Source organism: Scytonema millei VB511283, from assembly GCF_000817735.3.
Lineage (GTDB): Bacteria > Cyanobacteriota > Cyanobacteriia > Cyanobacteriales > Chroococcidiopsidaceae > Chroococcidiopsis > Chroococcidiopsis millei_B.
In genome coordinates, this window is sequence record NZ_JTJC03000013.1 from 26280 (window position 1) to 45314 (window position 19035).

Here is a 19035-nt window from a genome sequence, read left to right on the forward strand (position 1 = left end):
GGTAATAGATAGCGAGCAATACTTACCCTACAGTTACAATTTTCCTAACCTCCTGCCTCTAGACTCTAGCCCCTGATGCCTGTCCTCCGCCAATACTTGCGCCACTGGATGCGTCCCCGCCGCACCAGCGCGATCGCCGAAGCTTGTTTAATTGGATTAGTTGCCGCTTTGTCTGCGGTATTGCTGAAAGCTGGTTCTGGCTGGTTTGGGGCAATGCGAGTCCATCAATCTAACCTATTTCCAGCCTGGATTTTGCTGCCATCTTTTGGTCTGACTTTTGGATATTTGTCTGGTTTGCTGGTGGAACGATTAGCCCCAGAAGCAAGCGGTAGCGGTATTCCTCACGTTAAGGCAGTACTTGCCAACGCTGCGACAGACATATCATGGCGGACTGCTGGTGTCAAGTTACTCGCTTCAACCTTAGCAATTGGTTCGGGGTTGACCGTAGGTAGGCAAGGACCAACCGTACATATAGGTGCAGCCTTAGCCGCCCAATTTAGCCGCTGGGTTCCCACATCTCCCGACCACCGCCGCCAGATGATTGCCGCAGGTGCAGGTGCGGGATTAGCTGCTGCTTTTAATGCCCCCATTACGGGGGTTTTGTTTGTGGTTGAAGAATTACTCCGCGATTTGTCGAGTTTGACTTTGGGGACGGCGATCCTCGCTTCGTTCATCGGTGCCGTCGTGTCGCGGATTTTAGGTGGTCGCAGCCTAGATTTGAGTTTGGTATTGACTGCTCACTCAACCTCATTCTCGTTAATTGAACTGCCATTTTTCTTGTTACTGGGGATCTTGGCAGGGTTGCTAGGTTCTCTCTTTCATCGTGGCATTATTGCTAGTTTAAAATTTTATCGCCAGTTACACATTAGCTTATCCCTACGGATTGCCTTAGCTGGCTTAATTTCCGGTATGGCGATCGCCCTTTTACCTCCTACCTTTCGCGATAATAGTGGTTTGAGGGAATTTCTGATTACTGGAGATGCCAGTTTAGAATTAGCTGCGATCGCCTTTGTCGCGCAGTTTAGCCTCACTTTAGTCGCTTTTGGTTCGGGAGCGCCAGGAGGATTATTCGCCCCGAGTCTGATTATTGGTTCAGCTTTGGGTTATGTGGTTGGTTTGACCGAGTTTTATGTTTTAGGGATTGGTTCCCCGGCTACCTATGCCTTAGCAGGGATGGGGGCATTTTTTAGCGTCGTTTCTAAAGTCCCGATTACGGCGATCGCGATCGTGTTTGAGATGACCACCGATTTTAACTTAGTCTTACCGTTAATGATCGGCTCGGTAACGGCGTACCTAATTGCCGAACGGTTAGCACCTGGATCGATCTACGATAAAATCTTGCAACTCAACGGGATTAACTTAGAATCAGCAGCTACACCCAAGGGCTTTCTTGCTGAGTTGACAGCAGAAGACGTGATGCAACGCCGAGTAGAAACTTTAGGGGCGCAGATGACGCTGGATGAGGCTGTACAGGCGTTTTCTCGCTCCCACCATCGCGGCTTTCCCGTAGTTGATAATAGTAAGCTAGTTGGAATTATCACCCAAACCGATTTGGCAAAAACTCGCGATCGCTCCTTACCCGGGAATGCTCCAATTAGCGAGGTGATGACTCCCCAACCCGTCACCGTCAGTCCTCACGCGACTCTCGCCCATGTATTGTATTTACTCGATCGCTACCAACTCAGCCGCTTACCCGTAGTGGAAAATCGGCGAATGGTGGGAATTATTACCCGCGCCGATATTATCCGCGTTGAAGCCGACAAACTCAACGGCGAGACAGAACAGACGGGACCGCAGCCAGAACCATCTTACATAGTCTATCAAACGCGATCGCCCAGTACTGGACGCGGCAGAATTTTAGTGCCGATCGCTAACCCTCAAACTGCGGAATCGTTGTTGCAAATGGCTGCGGCAATTGCCCGCGATCGCGATTACGAACTAGAGTGCATTCAAGTTATCCTCGTCTCTCGCCGTAGTTCCCCCGCTGAAACTTCCGTGCAGACTGGGAAAAGCCGCAAGTTACTTCGTCAAGCCGAGGTGATAGCGAAAAAGCAAAAAATCCCCGTCCATACTCAAATTCGGGTAGCTCACGACACTGCTCAAGCAATATTAGAGACAATTAAAGAACAGCACATCGATATTTTGTTGATGGGATGGAAAGGTAACACCATCACCCCTGGGCGAATTTTTGGCAACGTTGTAGACACCCTGATCCGCCAAGCACCCTGCGATGTCGTATTGGTGAAATTACCGGAAGATAGGCAAGAGGCAAGAGGTGAAAAGCAAGAGGCTTTTTCCCAACTCCCTTCCCCGACTCCCGACTCCCTAGTACGGGCGCACAGCAGTGCGCCCCTACCGACTCCCTCATTTAACCGTTGGCTAGTCCCGATGGCAGGTGGTCCCAATGCGAAAGCAGCAATTAAATTGTTACCTGCGCTAGCTTCTCTAGGAGAAGAACCAGAGATCCAACTGTGTCAGGTGTTTGAATCTAAAGAGGCAAAACCCGATTTAAGCGTATTACAACAAGCAATTCGTTATTTAGTTAAATACCGACAATTATCAGGCAAAGTCACCGCAGTACCAGTTGTATCAAGTTCTGTTGCAGATGGTTTAATTAATTTGGTCAAGACTGAAGATTTTGATGTTGTGGTTTTGGGTGCCAGTCGAGAAGGGATGTTGCAGAATGCGATTAAAGGTAATATTCCGGCTCAAATTGCCAATCGCGTCGATAGTACGGTGATTTTGGTGCGCGGTGAAATTGATAAGTAATTAGGTTGAATTTACCTTTAGGTTCATTCTTTGTGACTACGCCGGAGAAGATCCCCCCAACCCCCCTTATTAAGGGGGGCTAAGAGGGAGCGAATCTATAAGAAAATAAGTAGAATTGGGATTTTCAAATATTCATGTAAAAAGTTGAATGGCAGGAAATTTTCAACACTTCAAAAAATTTACTCTTTCTCATACTTGGGAGACAACATGGTGTATCGCTTCAATGGCTCTCAGTCCTGATGGAACAATTTTAGTTTATAGCGAATTTGATGATTGGACTTTTAAAGATTCAGGTTTTGATGTATTTGATTTGACAATAGGACAGCAAGTTTGCTACTTCGATACTGGTAGAATTCGTGGTTATGGTAGAAGTTTTGCCCTTAGCCCAAACGGAAGAAAAATTGTTTGGAGAAGCGGTAATACAATTACAGTGGGAGATTTGACGATAGGAAAGGGAATTCGCACATTTCAAGACAGCGCTGGTTCGATCGCCGTTAGTCCTGACGGAAAAAGTATTATTTGTTTTTCACCCGAAATTGCTAAGATGTTCGATGTAGAGACGGGATAAACAATATCTGTTATTACATCTCCTTCAGAAGCAGAAAAGTTTATTACTACTAGCTCAGATGGAAAAATTATTATCAGTCAGTTAGATAATGCGATCGCCTTGTGGGATTTGCGATCGGGTCAGCAAATTTGCCATTTCACAATTACACTGCGAGATTTAAAAACAGGCAAAGAACTTCGGAGTTTTAAAGCTCTCACAAAGCCAGTTAAATTCCTAACACTTAGTTCTGATAAGCAGACTCTTATTACTATTAATTCTAACGATACAATTACGCATTGGGACATCAAAACGAGAAAAGAAACTCATACTTTTGAATGGCGCTGTAATCTACTGAAGGCTATAAGCACCGACAGCACAATAATGATTACTTCCAGCAAAGATGGAATTATTATCAGGGATTTATCTAGTGGAAAGAAACTAAACTTTCTCCCAAAAGATGAGGTAGAGTCTCTAATTATCAGTGCTAACAATCAAACGATCGCCTATAATAAATTTCGCGGCGGATATGGCGGTTATTTTGTCAAAGTTTGGCAAGCACTTTAGAGGTATTGAGCTGACTTTTATGAAGTAGAATTCTACATCTGTAAAATCATAAAACTGTAGAATGCTCTGTAGCAGCTAATTCGGATTCGCTTTGATTTAAAGACCAACGAAATTCATAATCTACATGAGCTTGCTGACAACTAGCTTCCAGTTGCTTTTGTTGAGCCGCAGCTTTACGTAAAGAAATAATCAATTGTTGCACTTGCTCTGACAACAGAGGATCTTGCCTAACAATAGGTAATGTTTGTTGCTCTAATAACTGCAATACGGCTTCGTAGTGAATTGGAGAAGGGAGGGGAATCATAAGTTAACTTGTAAGTCGTAAGTCGTAAGTCGTAATTGGGAAGAGCAAGGAAAGGAAAAGTTCTTCTCTTACTTGCCTTATCTTTCCCATTTTCTCCTCACTAATCAAAGGTTAAAAGTTAAAAGTTAAAAGTCAAAACTGAGGAGTCAGAATTTATGACCGATCGCTCACTACACCCCACACCCCACACCCTTTCTGCACTACTCACTCTATTAAAGAAGCGATCGCGGTTCCTGGTTCTGGCTGCTTGACTAAAGACTCGCCAACTAGCACTGCTGCTGCACCTGCTTGGGTGACTACAGCTACATCGGCTGGCGCGTGAATTCCCGACTCGCTGACAACTAAAATATCTCGTTGTTTCAATTGTGGCTGACGTGCGGTTAATAGGTGACTAGTTGTTTGCAAATCGACAGAAAAGTTTTCTAGATTGCGATTGTTAATCCCTACTAAAGTTACGCCATCCAAAGCCAAAACGCGATCGAGTTCTTCTAGAGTATGGACTTCAATTAAAGCGGCTAACTTCAAAGCTTTAGCAATTTTGATGAAATATTGTAAATCGCGATCGCTCAGAATTGCAGCAATCAACAACACCGCATCAGCACCCCGTAGCCGTGCTAGATACATTTGGTAAGGATAGATAATAAAATCCTTACACAACAAAGGCACATCCACCGCAGCGCGAATCTGTTCTAAGTAATCAAAACTGCCTTGAAAGAACTTGCTATCTGTAAGTACCGAAATACAACTTGCGCCACCTGCTTGATAAGAAAGCGCGATCGCAACTGGATCGAAATCTTCGCGCAATACGCCTTTACTCGGAGAAGCTTTTTTCACCTCAGCAATCACAGATGGAGAAGTCTTGCCTTGACGCAAAGCAGCGACAAAATCGCGGCTAGCAGGTAACGAAAGAGCTTGTTTTTGTAACTCTACTAGCGGTAGTTTCTCCCGCATTCGATCGACTTCAATCTCTTTATGCCACACAATTTCTTCTAAAATATGCTGCGGCTTTGCACCAGGCACTGATACCTGATAACTCAAATAACTGATATCAATAGACGGATTTGGCGGACGACGGCGGATTTGCATTAGTAGGGAGTAGGGAGTAGGGAGTGGTGACTAGTGGCTAGTGGCTGGTGGCTAGCCCTCACAAATGACAAATGACAAATGACGAATAACTAAGCATGAACTGCCCGTTTATATGCTTCATCCAAGACTTCAGAAAGGGTAGGATGGGCGTGAACGAGGAAGGCGAGGGAATGAACTGATTGACGATTGGCGATCGCAGCTGAGGCTTCGTGGATTAAGTCGGAGGCGTGGGAACCGATGATGTGGACTCCCAAGACTTCCCCTGTATCTTGACGGTAGACGACTTTGGCAATTCCGTCTGCATCGCCGTCTGCTAGCGCCTTGGAGTTGCCTTTAAAGTAAGTTCTGGCGGTTTTGATGGTAAATCCTTCCGCTTCTCCTAATTCCTTCGCAGCCGTTTCTGTCAACCCAACATAGCTAATTTCGGGGTGGGTGAAGGCAGCGGCGGGAATGCTGCGATAATCAATTTGACGCTGGCGATCGCAAATATTTTCGACTGCGACAATTCCTTGCGCGGATGCTGCATGAGCTAACATCATTTTCCCTGTAGCGTCGCCAATTGCCCACAGGTGAGGTACGGGTTCGCCGCCAGATAACACAGCCATGCTGTCATTGACGGGAATATAACCACGACGATCGAGTTCTGCGCCTACAGATTCTAAACCCAAATCCTTTGTAGCGGGAATGCGTCCGGTGGCAACTAAGCAGCCGTCTACTTCCAGCGTATCGACATATTCTTTCGTTTTAAAATTTGCCAGTTCGATGACAACTGGAGAACCAGGAATAACTTTCTTGGCGTAAATGCCGACATAAGTTTCAATGTCGCGGGGAGTAATTAAAACTCGTTCGGCAATTTTAGCAATATCGCGATCGAACCCTGGCATTAATTGGTCTAGGGCTTCAATCATGGTAATTTCGCAGCCTAAAGCTGAGTAAACATCGGAGAATTCTAAGCCGATGTAGCCGCTACCAATGATGGCTACCCATTGAGGTAAGGATTCTAATTTAACTGCTTGGTCGCTGGTAAATACAGTCTTGCCGTCAATTTCAATTCCTGGGGGAACGAAAGGTACGGAACCAGGAGCGAGGATAATATCTTTAGCGGTAATCGTTTTGTCGCCGCTATCGCTAGTCACCGTGACTTTCTGCTGTCCCGCAACTTTTCCCCTACCGCGAATCGTGTCAACTCCTACACGCTTGAGGCTATTTGTCAAGTCACCTTGCAGCTTACTGACCAAATTTAAAGCATGATTGGCGATCGCCTGACGGTCGAACCCAACATTTTCTACCTGAATACCTAGTGCTTTCAAATGGTGTGCATCGCGCAATTCCCGCACTCGTCCCGATGCTGCCAACAGTGCTTTAGAGGGAATGCAACCGCGATTGACACAGGTTCCGCCCATATCAGCTGCTTCAATAATCGCTGTCTTTAAGCCACAGCTGACGGCATGTAAGGCAGCTCCATGTCCGCCTACCCCAGCGCCAATAATGACTAAATCGTAATCGAATCCCTGACTCACTGAAGTCTCCTCGTGCTTGTTGCTTTTCTTATTCTCTGATTGAGATAGGTTTTAGTGCAAGTTTCTCCTGAAGGCGGGAGTAGGGAGTAGTGAAGAAAGGGTGTGGGGTGTGGGGTGTGGGGTGTAGGGAAGTTTTGAATTTTGAATGCGTGAATTTTGAATGCGTGAATTTTGAATGCGTGAATTGTTTTGCTCCCTCAGCTCCCTCAGCTCCCTCAGCCCTCTTCTCTCCCTCAGCTCCCGATCGCTCCCTCAGCTCCCGATCGCTCCCGATCGCTCCCTCAGTTCTCTTGTCTGCCTTGTCTTTCTTTAGCCCCTTCTTCGGATTTGCTTAAGCGATCGGCGAAATGCATAATACTACAATGTCCTATTAAGAATTTTTCTTATTTGTTAGATACCGAGCGTGAGAAATGTCTGTGGCATTTCGAGCAACACTGAAACATCTGGGTATTGAGATATTCGGGCATGGGGATAATGGAGTCACTGACTGAAGTAGAATTTGACGAATGGTGTCATGAAACTCTGGTAAAAGAGGAAACTTACTGCGATCGCCATGGATTCGATGTCATTTCCAGGCGACAACATGGCTTTGGCGAACATTACACTCGATTGGTGGAATTCCACTCTGGACTGGAACTAGAAATTTGGGAAGGCAACTTTTACCACGATGAGAGCGTATTGGGGCAACATGATGAGTTGATGCCTTTGGTGTCGAAGTTTTATCTGTCGGGCAATCATCACGTTCTTACCCCAGGAATTAAAGAGATTTCAGACGATTATGTTGAAAGCGGCGGACAGCATTATCTATTGTATTTACCTGACATCAATGAAATCGAACAGTGGTCGGCAGGCGATCGCGTTAAACAGATCCGCATACAATTTCCGCTTGATTGGTTGCAAGTCTATTGCAAAGAGCTAGATTCATTACCAATACCACTGCGATCGCTCCTCGATCGACCTAATCCACCGCGATTTCATCGATCGGGTGGAGGTATAACACCTACCATGTTACGGGTATTAAAACAAATTGACGATGCTCCATATTCGGGTGCGATCGAACGAATCTATCTTGAAAGCAAAGTTTTAGAATTGCTAGCGTTGCAATTCAATCAGTTGGCAGAAAACGAACGAGCTATCCATCCTCTCAGTAGTCTCAAACCCGTCGAAATCGATCGCGTTTATCAAGCACGAGATATTTTGATCGGACACCTCGACAATCCCCCATCCCTACTAGACTTAGCAAGAATGGTAGGGTTGGGCGATCGCAAGCTCAGACGCGGCTTCCGAGAAATCTTTGGCATTACCGTATTCGGCTACCTGCACGACTATCGCATGGAACAGGCACGATTGCTACTGTGTGTCAATAAAATGCGGGTAGCAGATGCAGCGCAGACGGTCGGATATTCTCATTGAGAACACTTCATTGCCTCGTTCAAGCGCAAGTTTGGTATTACCCCTAAAGAATGCCAGATGGGAAAAAAGTAGTTGCGAATTCTATTCGTCGGATGCTTTGAGGAACTTCAGCTAAGTGCCGCTTTTGGGATAAAAAATTGCCGTTCTACTGATATGGACATGGGATTCGAGATTCCGTAGGCTAATGCTACGACATTACTGAGAATCATTTTTTATTGGTGTGAGTGAGATGAAGGCACTGTGTTCCTGTTTATTGGGTTTTCAACTACTTAATTTAAGAGTTTTGGCAACAACTCTGGTATTACTTGTTGCACCGCCAGCTTTGGCAGAAGCGGTTAACGTCGTCGAATCTAGAGATGATTACCCTCCAGCTTCGCTGTCCCTACAGGGGGGTGCTTTGATGGCACAACAAACTAGCTCCCAAGTGACTGCGGTGCAACTGCAACAAACAGATAAAGGACTGGAAGTTATTTTAGAAACACCAGATGGAAAGTCATTGCAAGTCTTTCCTAGTAGCTTTGGCAAAACCTTTGTCGCCAATATTCCCAACGCTCAACTAGCAGAAGGTAAAACTTTTCGCCAGGAAAATCCCAGCTCGGGAATTGCATCTATTGCCGTGACTCAGCAGGGGACGAATAGTATTCGAGTCACGGTGACGGGAACCAGAGATTTACCCAAGGTGGACGTGGGAAGAGGCGATGCGGCGGGCTTCGCCAATGCTCTGTTACCCTAACTCTAACACCTGCGATCGCACCTACAGCACAACAACCCGCACTTACACCACCTACAACTGAAACAGAAACAGCACCAGAATCAACACTGCAAGAAGACAAATTTCCCCCTACACAAGGACAACCCGAACAACCAGTGGTAACGTCACCAGGAGATGAAGAACAAGAAATCGTGGTGACAGGCGAACAAGAAGGATATAGCGTTCCAGATGCTTCGACTGCGACTAGAACCGATACCCCCTTGCGCGACATTCCCCAATCGACTCAGGTTGTACCGCGTCAGGTGATTGAAGATCGGCAAATTACCAGAATTTCAGATGCAGTACGAAATGTGTCAGGTGTCACCGTCCAAAGAGAGTATGGTGATTATTCAGATGCCTATAACATTCGCGGATTTACGACTTATGACACCCTCAGAAATGGGTTTCAAGGATTTTCTACTATCGTTCCATCTAACAATATCGAACGAGTCGAAGTATTAAAGGGACCAGCTTCCATCTTGTACGGTCAGTTTGAACCAGGTGGAGTAGTTCACTACATTACCAAACAACCCCTGAGCGAACCCTACTATGCAGCTGAATTTACTGCTGGCAGTTATGACTATTACAGCCCTTCAATCGATTTTTCTGGTTCATTAACGGGGGATCGAAAGCTTCTATATCGCTTAAATACTGCTTACACTAGTTCTGACAGTTTTGTTGACTTTGTGGAGCGAGATGTATTTTCGATTTCCCCCACTTTGACCTACAGATTTAGCGATGCCACGACACTAGCATTAAGCTATGATTATATTCAATCGGATGGTGTTCATTATGATGGTTTCGCCCCCGATCCGCGATTTTTTCAGGCTCCTATCAATCGATTCACAGGGGAACCTGATGGTAATGACGATGAGACAGAAAGACACGAAATTAATTTAACATTCTTACATCGCTTTAACGACAATTTAGAGTTTCGCAGTAATTTCGCTGTCTCAATCGATCGCTCTAACAACTCTATTTTTCGACCGAGGGGACTTGAGGATGATGGTCGTACTGTAATTCGGTCTTACGAGCGCAATCTTTTTAATGACAATGACATCTACACTTTGCAAAATAACCTAATTGCAAAATTCAATACAGGAGCGATCGCGCCTCAGCTTTTACTAGGCTTTGATTGGTCAGAGGATACCCAAGAAAATGTGAATTTGTTTCTTGATGACGGAGAAGTTGCATCGCTCGATTTATTCGATCCTATTTATGGTACGCCAATTCCAACTCAACTCAATGGCACTGACGCTGAGTTTGAAAGTAGAATAGAAACCCATGCTATTTATCTACAAGACCAATTAACTTTACTACCAAATCTGAAACTCTTAGTCGGTGGCAGATATGATTTTGTTGATAACCGCACAATTACTCAATCTTATAGAGGCGAAAATATCCTTTCCACCGACGACATCACTGATGAATCATTTTATGATGAAGCATTTTCACCCCGTATCGGCATAGTTTATCAACCCATCGAACCGATTTCGCTTTATGCTAGCTACAGTCGTTCTTTTGCGCCAAATAACGCTCGGACAGCCAGCGGCACACCCATAGAGCAGATGCATCCATTTTCTACCGCCATGACAACTGGCGGGTAGGACTGAACTTCAAAAATCTATTTGACAAAAAATATTATGAATCCCAAGGTGACTGGATACGTTCTGGTGCGCCTTTTACTGTCTTGGGAACGGTTTCAGTAGAGTTTTAAATCCTTTGGCTTAATCTCAGATGAGATCCTAACCTTTTTAATCCTTCTATGAGGAGAGCGATTTTTTTCGGGGGAGATGGACTGGCAATGCGGTAAGATGACCCAATGTCAGATTCTGAGCAACTTGCCATCTACCAACTTCAGATTGTTATCCTGGGCATCAGTCCCATGATTTGGCGTAGGGTAAAGATCCGCAGTGACAGCACAATCGCCGATTTGCGTTACATTATCCAGATAGCAATGGGATTGTATACCGCACGTTATTTGGTAAGTTACATCTTAAATGCCATCGACTATTTCACTGCCCGTGCCAAGAACAGCCAACTCGTAGCTTTAACCCATTAGCCGACTTACTACCAGAACGCACTTCAACAGAACTATTGTACCTAGAGTCCAAGTTTGGCTCTTTGATGTCTTACGGACTCTGTGTGAAACTATTGCAGGAAGTACTAGCAACAGAAGAAGAAATCAACACTACATCGGTACGGAATAACTTACACTCAATTGGTCAACGTTTAGAGGACGAATTGAGTGAAGAAAAAGGAGGAGACATCGAAGGTTGTCCAAGAGATTGGCAGGAATTGCCCCGACCTGATTTACCTTTGGTACTGGGAATGGATGTCGGATATGTTCGTTCCTACGACAAAACATTTTGAAAATAAAAAAGTAGAAATTACGCTGACTGACCAAAATTGAGTCGTCTTCACAGCTTTGATGAATGCTAAAAGCTGGCGGAAAGCTGAAGCTGATGCCTCAAATTTTAGTGAATGGGGCGGAGCAGATAGTAGTAAACTAGGACAGCATACAGCAGTTTTGAATTCTGATAAAAGATTCTACTGGTGTTTGCAACTCATTAGAGAGACAACATAATCTAAAACTCTACTGAAGCAACAGACCTAGATTTTGGAGTTCCTCTACACTATCCTTAAAAACCTGCACAATGCGAACTATATCTTCATCAGTATGGGCTGCGGATAAGTATCCTCCTCCTCCAGGTAGAAGCAGAACCCCTCTGTCGATTAAGTTATAATTCAACAACATCAGACTCTCAAACGATGCAGAAATTCCCGAAGTCGCAGGACCGATAATCGAGCTGAAATTTGCCATGCGGAGCGGTACTGCTTTGGTGGCAAAGTAAGCATTCAATTCAGCAATAAATTGTGACGTGCGGTGAGCTAATTGCTCTTGCAGAGTCGATCCTTGCGACTTGAGATATTGAAGAACAGCTCGTGCAGCCGCGATCGCCAGTGGATGTTTGCGAAAAGTCCCTGCAAATAATGTCTGATTCGCTTGAGGATAGGAAGCATCTCCATAATTCCACATCCCACCATCGATGCGATCCATGTAAGTAGCCTTACCAGCGACGGCTCCAATTGGCATCCCGCCACCAACGATTTTTCCATATACGGCTAAATCTGCTGCCACATCAAAAAAAGCCTGAGCGCCACCTGGATGCAGGCGAAAGCCAGTCACGACTTCATCAAAGATTAACGCTATTCCCGATTCTGCGGTTAATTGCCTTAGTTGGTGGAGAAACATGCGGGGATCTCGATCTGGTCTTTGTCTTTGGATCGGACTCACTAACACAGCTGCTAATTCTTGGCGACGAGCTGCGATCTCATCGAGCGATCGCGGATGCATAAAATCTAAAACTAAAATATCCTCGGCAGCACTGGGTGGTATACCTGGATAAATTGGCACTGAATGCAGATTGTCATCTACCGTTTCTGCTTGAACCAGCGTTTGATCGCTATGACCGTGATAGGAATGTGAAAATATTGCAACTTTGTTGCGACCTGTGACTGTTCGTGCTAAACGGATTGCAGTCATGATTGCTTCTGTGCCTGTATTACTAAAGGCGACTCGTTCCATCCGCGTTAGTTCGCAAAATAGCTCTGCCACCTCACCCACAAACTCTAGTTGGGAACCGAGTTGTATGCCTTGCTCTAGCTGCTCTGTCAGAGCTGCTTGAATAAAGGGAGGATTGTAGCCAAAGAGATTGACTCCTAATCCCATGACGAGATCTATATATTCATTCCCATCGACATCCCACATTCTGGAACCCGCAGCACGTTTGCTAGCGATTGGATAGGTCATTTCTTTAAAGGGAAAACTGAAATCTTCCGTTCCTCGCTCGTCAGCTAAAAAGGGGCGATAGGTCTGCGCCAGTTGTTTTGATGTTTTTGTGCGCTCGGTGTAACGCATGATGAATTGCTCCAAATACGTTTGCTGGCGGGACTGGTTCTCTAGGGCTGTTGTTTTCATAGTTTTAATGAAGTTTTTCGAGCAGAAAATGTTTGAAAAGTCATTTGTCAGGTAGGGTGCGTTACACCAACGCATCCCACATTAACTTGATAACGGTTTCCAATTGGGTAAAACACGCGATCTGTAGGGGCGCACAGCTGTGCGCCCCTACACATGTCACGCACGCAGTCGAGAATTGCTATGAGGAGCATCGAGAAAACCGCTTTGAATCAGGTAGGAAAAGTAATTATTGAGTAACTGGGGATCTATGGGCGGACACGCAATCGGGATTTCTGCAAGTTCTTCCACCATGTTTCGCTCGGATGCTGGAGTTGAGCTAGAAGATTCTGTTTCGTCGCGATCGCTAAAAAAAGGTATGAGTGGATACAGGGGATTGTCTGGGGACATTTTTTCGTTAAGTAGCTCTGCTTGAAACTGGTTGTAATCAATTGGTTGAAGTGGATAGCCAAACGATCGCATCCAGTTCGTTAGCTCGAACCAGCGCCAGGGATGGGGATGACAGAGGTGAAATACGCGATCGCGAGATTTTTCCTGCTGCGATAAATGAACGATCGCTTTGCTGAGATAATCTACAGGAGTCATGTCTACGGTTGTATCGAGAGCGGGCGCGTATCCCAGTTGGATAATGCCTTTGATCGTTCTGTAGAGGCGATCGTTGGTATTACAGACACCCGTTTTGCTATCCCCCGAAATTCGTCCTAAGCGGTAAATGCAAGCAGGAATACCTCGGTGGTGGGCAGTTGCAACTAACTTTTCTGCTACCCATTTCGTTTGAGCGTAGCCAAAAGATGGTATGTGGTGGCGATCGCACTCGTACAGTTCTCGCATATTTCTAGTTTCAGTGCGATCGTTGGCGGACAACACGCTGAGAGTTGAAATGTAGTGTACTGGCTTAACTTTGGTTAGGCTTGCCAGTCGCAAAACTTCCTGAGTTCCCAGCACGTTAGTTGCTTTAAGGGCAGAGTAGGGATAAACCAAATTAATCGCCGCGCCATTGTGGTAAATGACATCGATCGCACTTGCCAGCAATTGAAACTGCTTGTCAGCAAGACCTAAAAGTGGTTGCGATAGATCTCCGATAACAGGGATGATGCGATCGCTCAAAGACTCATGCCAAAGCAAATAGGATGCCAAATTGTTTTGAATCTTCTGTTTGCCCGATTCAAGATTGGCGGCACGTACCAAGCAATAAATCTCAGCATCGGTCTGCTGTAGTAACTCGTAGAGTAAAAAAGCTCCTAGAAATCCTGTCGCTCCAGTTAAAAAGATTCGATGTGTTTTTTGACTGTGGCTAATGAGATCCCCCCAACCCCCCTTGTTAAGGGGGGCTAGAGGGGAAGAACCCCCCTTAACAAGGGGGGCTAGAGGGGAAGAACCCCCCTTGTTAAGGGGGGCTAGGGGGGATCTTCCAGGTTCTAGTTCTTGTGAACTAATATCATCTGTAGGCTGAAAAGATGTATCAGGACGAATTGCGGCATCGAGTACAGCCTCAGCTTTTAAAACGGCAGCAGTTATTTTACTAGCAGCAGGTACTACTTCCGGTAAGTTAGCAGATTTGGATCCTATAGCTTTGAGGGACTGACAATAGGCGATGAGCTGGCGCAATATTCCCAAAAAACTGTTTGCCAAATTTTCAATTGTGGCTCGGCGATGAATTGCTTCGCTGTAAGTCCAATCCAGTTGTAACTGACCTTCAGCCACAATACCGTTAATATCTAGTAAGTAGGCTCTGCTTCCCTGGGGGCTGCGTCCCGAACCGCAAGACTCGTAAGCTGGGGCAAACAGAGACGATTGGAAGACTCGATCGGACTGTCCCAGATAGTTAAATTGGATCTCCGCTTGAGATCCTAGTTGCGAGCCACTGAGGTAGCGCAGCACGCCATAACCAATCCCGCGATTGGGAATAGCTCGCAGTTGTTGTTTGACTGTTTTTAAGGTATCACCTAGATCGTTCGCTGTGCCTAAGTCCAGCAATACCGGAAAGATGGTAGTAAACCAGCCCACAGTGCGCGATAGATCGATATCGTCAAAAATTGCTTCCCTACCGTGTCCCTCTAAATCGATGATGTGTGAGTTTGCGCCCGTCCACTGTTTCAAAGCTGGCGCTAGTGCTGCCAGCAACACATCACCCATTTGGGTTTGAGCGGCTGCTGGTACTTCCTGCAATAAAGCTTGGGTTTCTTCTCGACTCAAGGCGATCGCGACAGTACGAGCCTGAGCTACCGTGTTCTCGCCGTCAGGAAAATCGAGCGGTAGGCGAGTTATTTGTTGCCGAGTTACTGCGAGCCAGTATTCTAGTTCTTGTTGCAGTGCTGGCGATCGCGCGTAATCTGTCAATCGCTCTGCCCAATGTTTGAATGCAGTGGTTTTGGGTGGTAACTGGATTGTTTCACCTTGGCTAAGCTGTTGGTAAACAGTCTGGAGGTCTGAGAGTAATATGCGCCACGACACACCATCAACGGCTAAATGGTGAATGACTATCAGCAAGCGGCTAGGCTGACTAGCACCCAGATCGAAAAAAGCTACCCGTATTAGGGAACCCGATGATAGATCTAGGCTAGCTTGGATTTCGTTAGCAGCAGAGGCGATCGCTTCCCTTTGCTCTGCGGGTGACAATGCCGACAAATCGATTTGGGTAAACGTCTCTATTCCGTCAAAGTCAGCATTAAACTGCTGCCAGACAGACTCTTGGCGAACGAAGCGCAAGCGGAGAGCGTCGTGATACTCAACTATTTTCTGCACTGTCTGTCTCATCAGTGCTGGGTCGATTCGCACTTCCAGCAAAACGGATTGATTCCAGTGGTGCGAGTCAGGTAGATTTTGCGCAAAAAATCGCTGTTGAATCGGAGTTAGGGGAACTCGACCCGTCACGATTCCCTGTTCGGCTGAGATCGCTTGGTGTTTGCCAACTGCTGCTGCTAATTCGGCAATTGTTTGATTTTCAAACAGTTGTTTTGGGGTCAGTTGCAAACCCGCTTGGTTAGCTTTGGCAACCACCTGCATATTCAAGATAGAATCTCCACCCAGCTCAAAAAAGTTATTGTAGATTCCTACCTGCTCCAATCCGAGAATCTGCTGCCAAATCTCAGCCAGCATTTTCTCGACAGTGGTGCGGGGTGCGGCAAACGTGTCTGTTTCCGGTGCGATCGCCTCTGCTGCTGGCAGTGCTTGAAGATCCACTTTACCATTGGGTAAAAGCGGCATTGCTTTCAGTTTGACGAAAGCTGACGGAACCATGTACTCGGGCAATTGCTGCTGTAAAAATTCTCGTAATTCGCTAGTTGTGGGAGCAGACTGTTTTTCCGGTACGATACAGGCAACCAAATGCTTGATGTCCGGTCGATCTTCTCGCGCTACAACTACAGTCTCCCGTATCGCAGGATGTTGCCTCAGCGCCGCCTCAATTTCCCCTAACTCAATACGGAAACCATGAATTTTGACCTGGCGATCAATCCGTCCCAGAAATTCAATATTTCCATCAGGTAGGTAACGAGCCAAGTCCCCAGTTTTATAGAGGGGTGTGGGGTGTGGGGTGTGGGGTGTAGGGTGTAGGGATTTTAAATTTCTTTCTCCCTGCACTCCCTGCTCCCTGCTTTCTGACTCCCGACTCTCCCAAAAAGGATTGGGAATAAATCGTTCTTGCGTCAAATCTGGGCGGTTGAGGTAGCCCCTCGCTACGCCAGCGCCACCGATGTAGAGTTCACCAGGTACGCCAATGGGTACTGGTTGCAGATTCGGATCGAGTAGATAGATCTGCGTGTTGGCAAGCGGACGACCCAGAGGCACAGTCTGAGAAACTTGTTTGGTTTGTTCTGCTGCGATCGCAAAGGTGGTTGCACCTACAGTAGCTTCTGTTGGACCATAGTGGTTAAAGATTTGGCACGTTGATAATTGCTGAATCTGCTCGATGAGTTGCCAGCTACAAGCTTCGCCACCTAAAATGAGTCGCTGTCGCGGTAAGATTTGTTCTGGGCGAGAAGCTGTGAGTAAGGCGCTGAGGTGAGAAGGAACGATCTTGAGACAGTCAATAGGATGGCGATGGAAATAGTCTGCTAGTGCCTCTGGGTTGGCAGCACGTTCGGAGGAAATTACGTGGAGACAGCCACCACTACACAGACAAGGGAAGATTGTCGTGTTGCCTAAGTCGGCGGCAAAGGTGGAAACAGCAGCAAAGCTATTACAGGTAGAAAAGTCTAGTCTTTGGGCGATCGCGTTTATATAGTTAAGTAGTTGCCGATGCTCAACTGCAACTCCCTTGGGTTTGCCTGTCGAGCCAGAAGTAAATAGCACGTAGACTAAATTCTCTGGTTTCACCTCACTGGTGAGATTTTTATCGCTTTCAGTCGCAATGTCGTGCCAATCAGTGTCCAAATAGACGATTTGCGCCGTGGATTGAGGCAGCGATTCGACGAGATGTTGTTGAGTTAACAGCACCTTGACTTGAGCGTCTTGCAACCGGAAGGCTACGCCATCTTGCGGTAAGCCAGGATCTAGAGGCAGATATGCGCCACCAGCTTTGAGGATGCCTAAAAGTCCTACGATGAATTCTAGCGATCGCTCGACAAATAGTCCTACTAGTACCTCTGACGTTACTCCCAATCGCTGGAGGCGATGCGCGAGTTGGTTAGCTTGCTTGTTGAGTTCGGCGTAGGTGAGTTGTCGATCTTCAAAGACAACAGCAATATTATTTGGTGTTTGCGTTGCTTGTGCCTCGAAAAGTTGGTGAATGCATCGCTCTTGTGAATAGTCGGTTAGGGTTTGGTTGAATTCAACTAATAATGTGTTGCGATCGCTTGGACTCAAGATTTCTAGCTGACCAATTTCTGCTTCTGGACAATTGACAGCACTCGCTAACAATGTTTGAAAATGGCTGGATAAGCGTTCGATCGCTGCTGTGTCAAATAAAGTTGAATCGTAATGAAATTCTGCGGTCAAAGAGGCATCTTGAAGCAAGCAAGATAGTTTAAGATTGAAGCGATCGCAACAGACGTATTGCTGAATGACAGCAAATGCAATTTCATCAGTGTAATATTTCTGCGGCTGTTGCCAAAAATCAAAACAAATTGGAAAAAATGCCAAGCTGGGATCGTTTTGTTCTAGCTTTACATTTTCCCAGCTAAAATATTCTTGCCATTGCTCGATTTCTACTGTCGCTTGTTCGACTTGTTTTAAGATTTCCTGAAATTGAGAGCGATCGTTTAAATGACAAGATAGCGGTAAATACTTTTCTAGCAATCCTAGCGATCGCTCTAATTCTTCGTATTTACGACCGTCAAAAGCTCGACCGAGCGTAATCTTCTCTTGCCTAGTAAAACGCCATAATATAACCAGCCAACAAGTCAATAAGAAATCAGAAATAGAACAATCGTATTTTTGTGCGATTGCTTCAAGTTGACCTAATAAATCTGAATCAATTTTGAAACTCAGGTACTGCGGTTTAAATTCTGCTTTCTGTTTTAATCTATTTTCAATGGGTAACTTTAAGCTTAAAGCATTAAATAAGTCTTGCTTGCACCAATATTCTACTCCTACTTTAGTATCTTCTGCTTCAAACAGCTCGTTTTGCCATTCAGAGATATCTACATATTGCGTGAGTTCGTCAGATAATTCTTTGTCGTCCAAACAAGCTATATACAAATGGCTAAGTTCGCGCACAAAATTATCAATAGTTGCACGATCTGCACAGAGAGATGGAAGGCTAATGAGCAATATATCTTGCCGTGAAGACAAGTTGATTAAAGATATATCTAAAAGCGAGCTTTGTGTTAAATCCAAGGACGTTTTGAGTCGTTCAATAAAAACCTTTTGAATATTGGCATCTTTACAAATTTCGTATTGAATAGATACTGTACTGCGATCGCCGATAACCTGAAGCGGAATTGTCATTCCAGGTAAACAACAAAAATTTGTCCGTAAAATTTCATGTCGGGCAACGACTTTTTGTAAAGCTATCTCTAAAACTTTTATATCTAAATTTCCCTCGATTAAGAGAGCAAATTGAGTGCGATAAGTTTGGCGATCGCTTTGCTGTAACAGCCATAAATGCTTTTGTTGCGGGGAAAGTCGATAACCTTCGATGATTTCTGGTTGCATTTTCAT

13 protein-coding genes and 1 pseudogene are annotated in these 19035 nt (G+C 45.6%); 9 read left to right on the forward strand and 5 right to left on the reverse strand.

From position 1 onward, the window contains the following. Positions 1-75 precede the first annotated feature (75 nt). The 3 genes from QH73_RS25425 to QH73_RS25435 all read left to right on the forward strand — a co-directional run bounded on the left by QH73_RS25425 (position 76) and on the right by QH73_RS25435 (position 3880). On the forward strand, positions 76-2769 hold the full coding sequence (locus QH73_RS25425; RefSeq protein WP_039716911.1) for a chloride channel protein: 2694 nt from the start codon (positions 76-78) through the stop codon (positions 2767-2769). A 148-nt stretch (positions 2770-2917) separates the two neighbouring features. Beyond that, the gene (locus QH73_RS25430) at positions 2918-3337 is read left to right on the forward strand and encodes a WD40 repeat domain-containing protein (protein ID WP_132867543.1); all 420 of its coding nucleotides are present in this window, start codon (positions 2918-2920) and stop codon (positions 3335-3337) included. Between the two features lie 360 nt (positions 3338-3697). Continuing rightward, complete coding sequence (locus QH73_RS25435) at positions 3698-3880, forward strand: hypothetical protein (protein ID WP_132867544.1); 183 nt, start codon at positions 3698-3700, stop codon at positions 3878-3880. A gap of 46 nt (positions 3881-3926) precedes the next feature. Here QH73_RS25435 and QH73_RS25440 read toward each other — a convergent pair whose 3' ends face one another. From QH73_RS25440 to lpdA, 3 genes are all read right to left on the reverse strand, one after another. Beyond that, positions 3927-4184, reverse strand: coding sequence for a DUF5340 domain-containing protein (locus QH73_RS25440; RefSeq protein ID WP_039716914.1), 258 nt, complete (start codon positions 4182-4184; stop codon positions 3927-3929). A gap of 204 nt (positions 4185-4388) precedes the next feature. Further along, a complete protein-coding gene (gene trpC, locus QH73_RS25445; RefSeq protein WP_039716915.1) occupies positions 4389-5270 on the reverse strand; it encodes an indole-3-glycerol phosphate synthase TrpC in 882 nt (293 codons plus the stop codon). Positions 5271-5359: 89 nt separating this feature from the next. After that, complete coding sequence (gene lpdA, locus QH73_RS25450; protein ID WP_039716916.1) at positions 5360-6790, reverse strand: dihydrolipoyl dehydrogenase; 1431 nt, start codon at positions 6788-6790, stop codon at positions 5360-5362. Between the two features lie 89 nt (positions 6791-6879). Between lpdA and QH73_RS25455 the strand changes: the two genes are divergently transcribed. The 6 genes and pseudogenes from QH73_RS25455 to QH73_RS28490 form a co-directional block, all read left to right on the forward strand. After that, positions 6880-7125 (forward strand): hypothetical protein, encoded by a 246-nt coding sequence (locus QH73_RS25455; RefSeq protein ID WP_132867545.1) that lies wholly within the window; start codon positions 6880-6882, stop codon positions 7123-7125. A 139-nt stretch (positions 7126-7264) separates the two neighbouring features. Then, complete coding sequence (locus QH73_RS25460) at positions 7265-8203, forward strand: helix-turn-helix transcriptional regulator (RefSeq protein WP_165587782.1); 939 nt, start codon at positions 7265-7267, stop codon at positions 8201-8203. A 229-nt stretch (positions 8204-8432) separates the two neighbouring features. Continuing rightward, positions 8433-8936, forward strand: a complete 504-nt coding sequence (locus QH73_RS25465) for an AMIN domain-containing protein (RefSeq protein WP_201278351.1) — start codon at positions 8433-8435, stop codon at positions 8934-8936. Positions 8937-9070: 134 nt separating this feature from the next. Continuing rightward, positions 9071-10561 carry a TonB-dependent siderophore receptor gene (locus tag QH73_RS25470; RefSeq protein ID WP_052290198.1) on the forward strand — a complete coding sequence of 497 codons (1491 nt, stop codon included), beginning with the start codon at positions 9071-9073 and terminating at the stop codon, positions 10559-10561. A gap of 215 nt (positions 10562-10776) precedes the next feature. Beyond that, complete coding sequence (locus QH73_RS29255; protein ID WP_039716312.1) at positions 10777-11016, forward strand: IS1096 element passenger TnpR family protein; 240 nt, start codon at positions 10777-10779, stop codon at positions 11014-11016. Beyond that, positions 10905-11318 (forward strand): annotated as a pseudogene (locus tag QH73_RS28490) (ISKra4 family transposase); the annotation flags it as partial. The gene QH73_RS29255 and the pseudogene QH73_RS28490, both read left to right, overlap by 112 nt. Before the next feature lie 232 nt (positions 11319-11550). Here the strand turns inward: QH73_RS28490 and QH73_RS25490 are convergent. After that, complete coding sequence (locus QH73_RS25490) at positions 11551-12936, reverse strand: aspartate aminotransferase family protein (RefSeq protein ID WP_039716920.1); 1386 nt, start codon at positions 12934-12936, stop codon at positions 11551-11553. 156 nt (positions 12937-13092) lie between these two features. Then, entirely contained in the window at positions 13093-19029 is a 5937-nt protein-coding gene (locus QH73_RS25495) for a non-ribosomal peptide synthetase (protein ID WP_236147178.1), read from the reverse strand. Positions 19030-19035: the final 6 nt, after the last annotated feature.

Excerpts from the sequence above, each read along its gene's own strand:
- QH73_RS25425 (WP_039716911.1), top strand. The coding sequence starts at position 76 with ATGCCTGTCCTCCGCCAATACTTGCGCCACTGGATGCGTCCCCGCCGC.
- QH73_RS25430 (WP_132867543.1), top strand. The coding sequence starts at position 2,918 with ATGGCAGGAAATTTTCAACACTTCAAAAAATTTACTCTTTCTCATACT.
- QH73_RS25435 (WP_132867544.1), top strand. The coding sequence starts at position 3,698 with ATGATTACTTCCAGCAAAGATGGAATTATTATCAGGGATTTATCTAGT.
- QH73_RS25440 (WP_039716914.1), bottom strand. The coding sequence starts at position 4,184 with ATGATTCCCCTCCCTTCTCCAATTCACTACGAAGCCGTATTGCAGTTA.
- trpC (WP_039716915.1), bottom strand. The coding sequence starts at position 5,270 with ATGCAAATCCGCCGTCGTCCGCCAAATCCGTCTATTGATATCAGTTAT.
- QH73_RS25460 (WP_165587782.1), top strand. The coding sequence starts at position 7,265 with ATGGAGTCACTGACTGAAGTAGAATTTGACGAATGGTGTCATGAAACT.
- QH73_RS25465 (WP_201278351.1), top strand. The coding sequence starts at position 8,433 with ATGAAGGCACTGTGTTCCTGTTTATTGGGTTTTCAACTACTTAATTTA.
- QH73_RS29255 (WP_039716312.1), top strand. The coding sequence starts at position 10,777 with ATGTCAGATTCTGAGCAACTTGCCATCTACCAACTTCAGATTGTTATC.
- QH73_RS25490 (WP_039716920.1), bottom strand. The coding sequence starts at position 12,936 with ATGAAAACAACAGCCCTAGAGAACCAGTCCCGCCAGCAAACGTATTTG.
- QH73_RS25495 (WP_236147178.1), bottom strand. The coding sequence starts at position 19,029 with ATGCAACCAGAAATCATCGAAGGTTATCGACTTTCCCCGCAACAAAAG.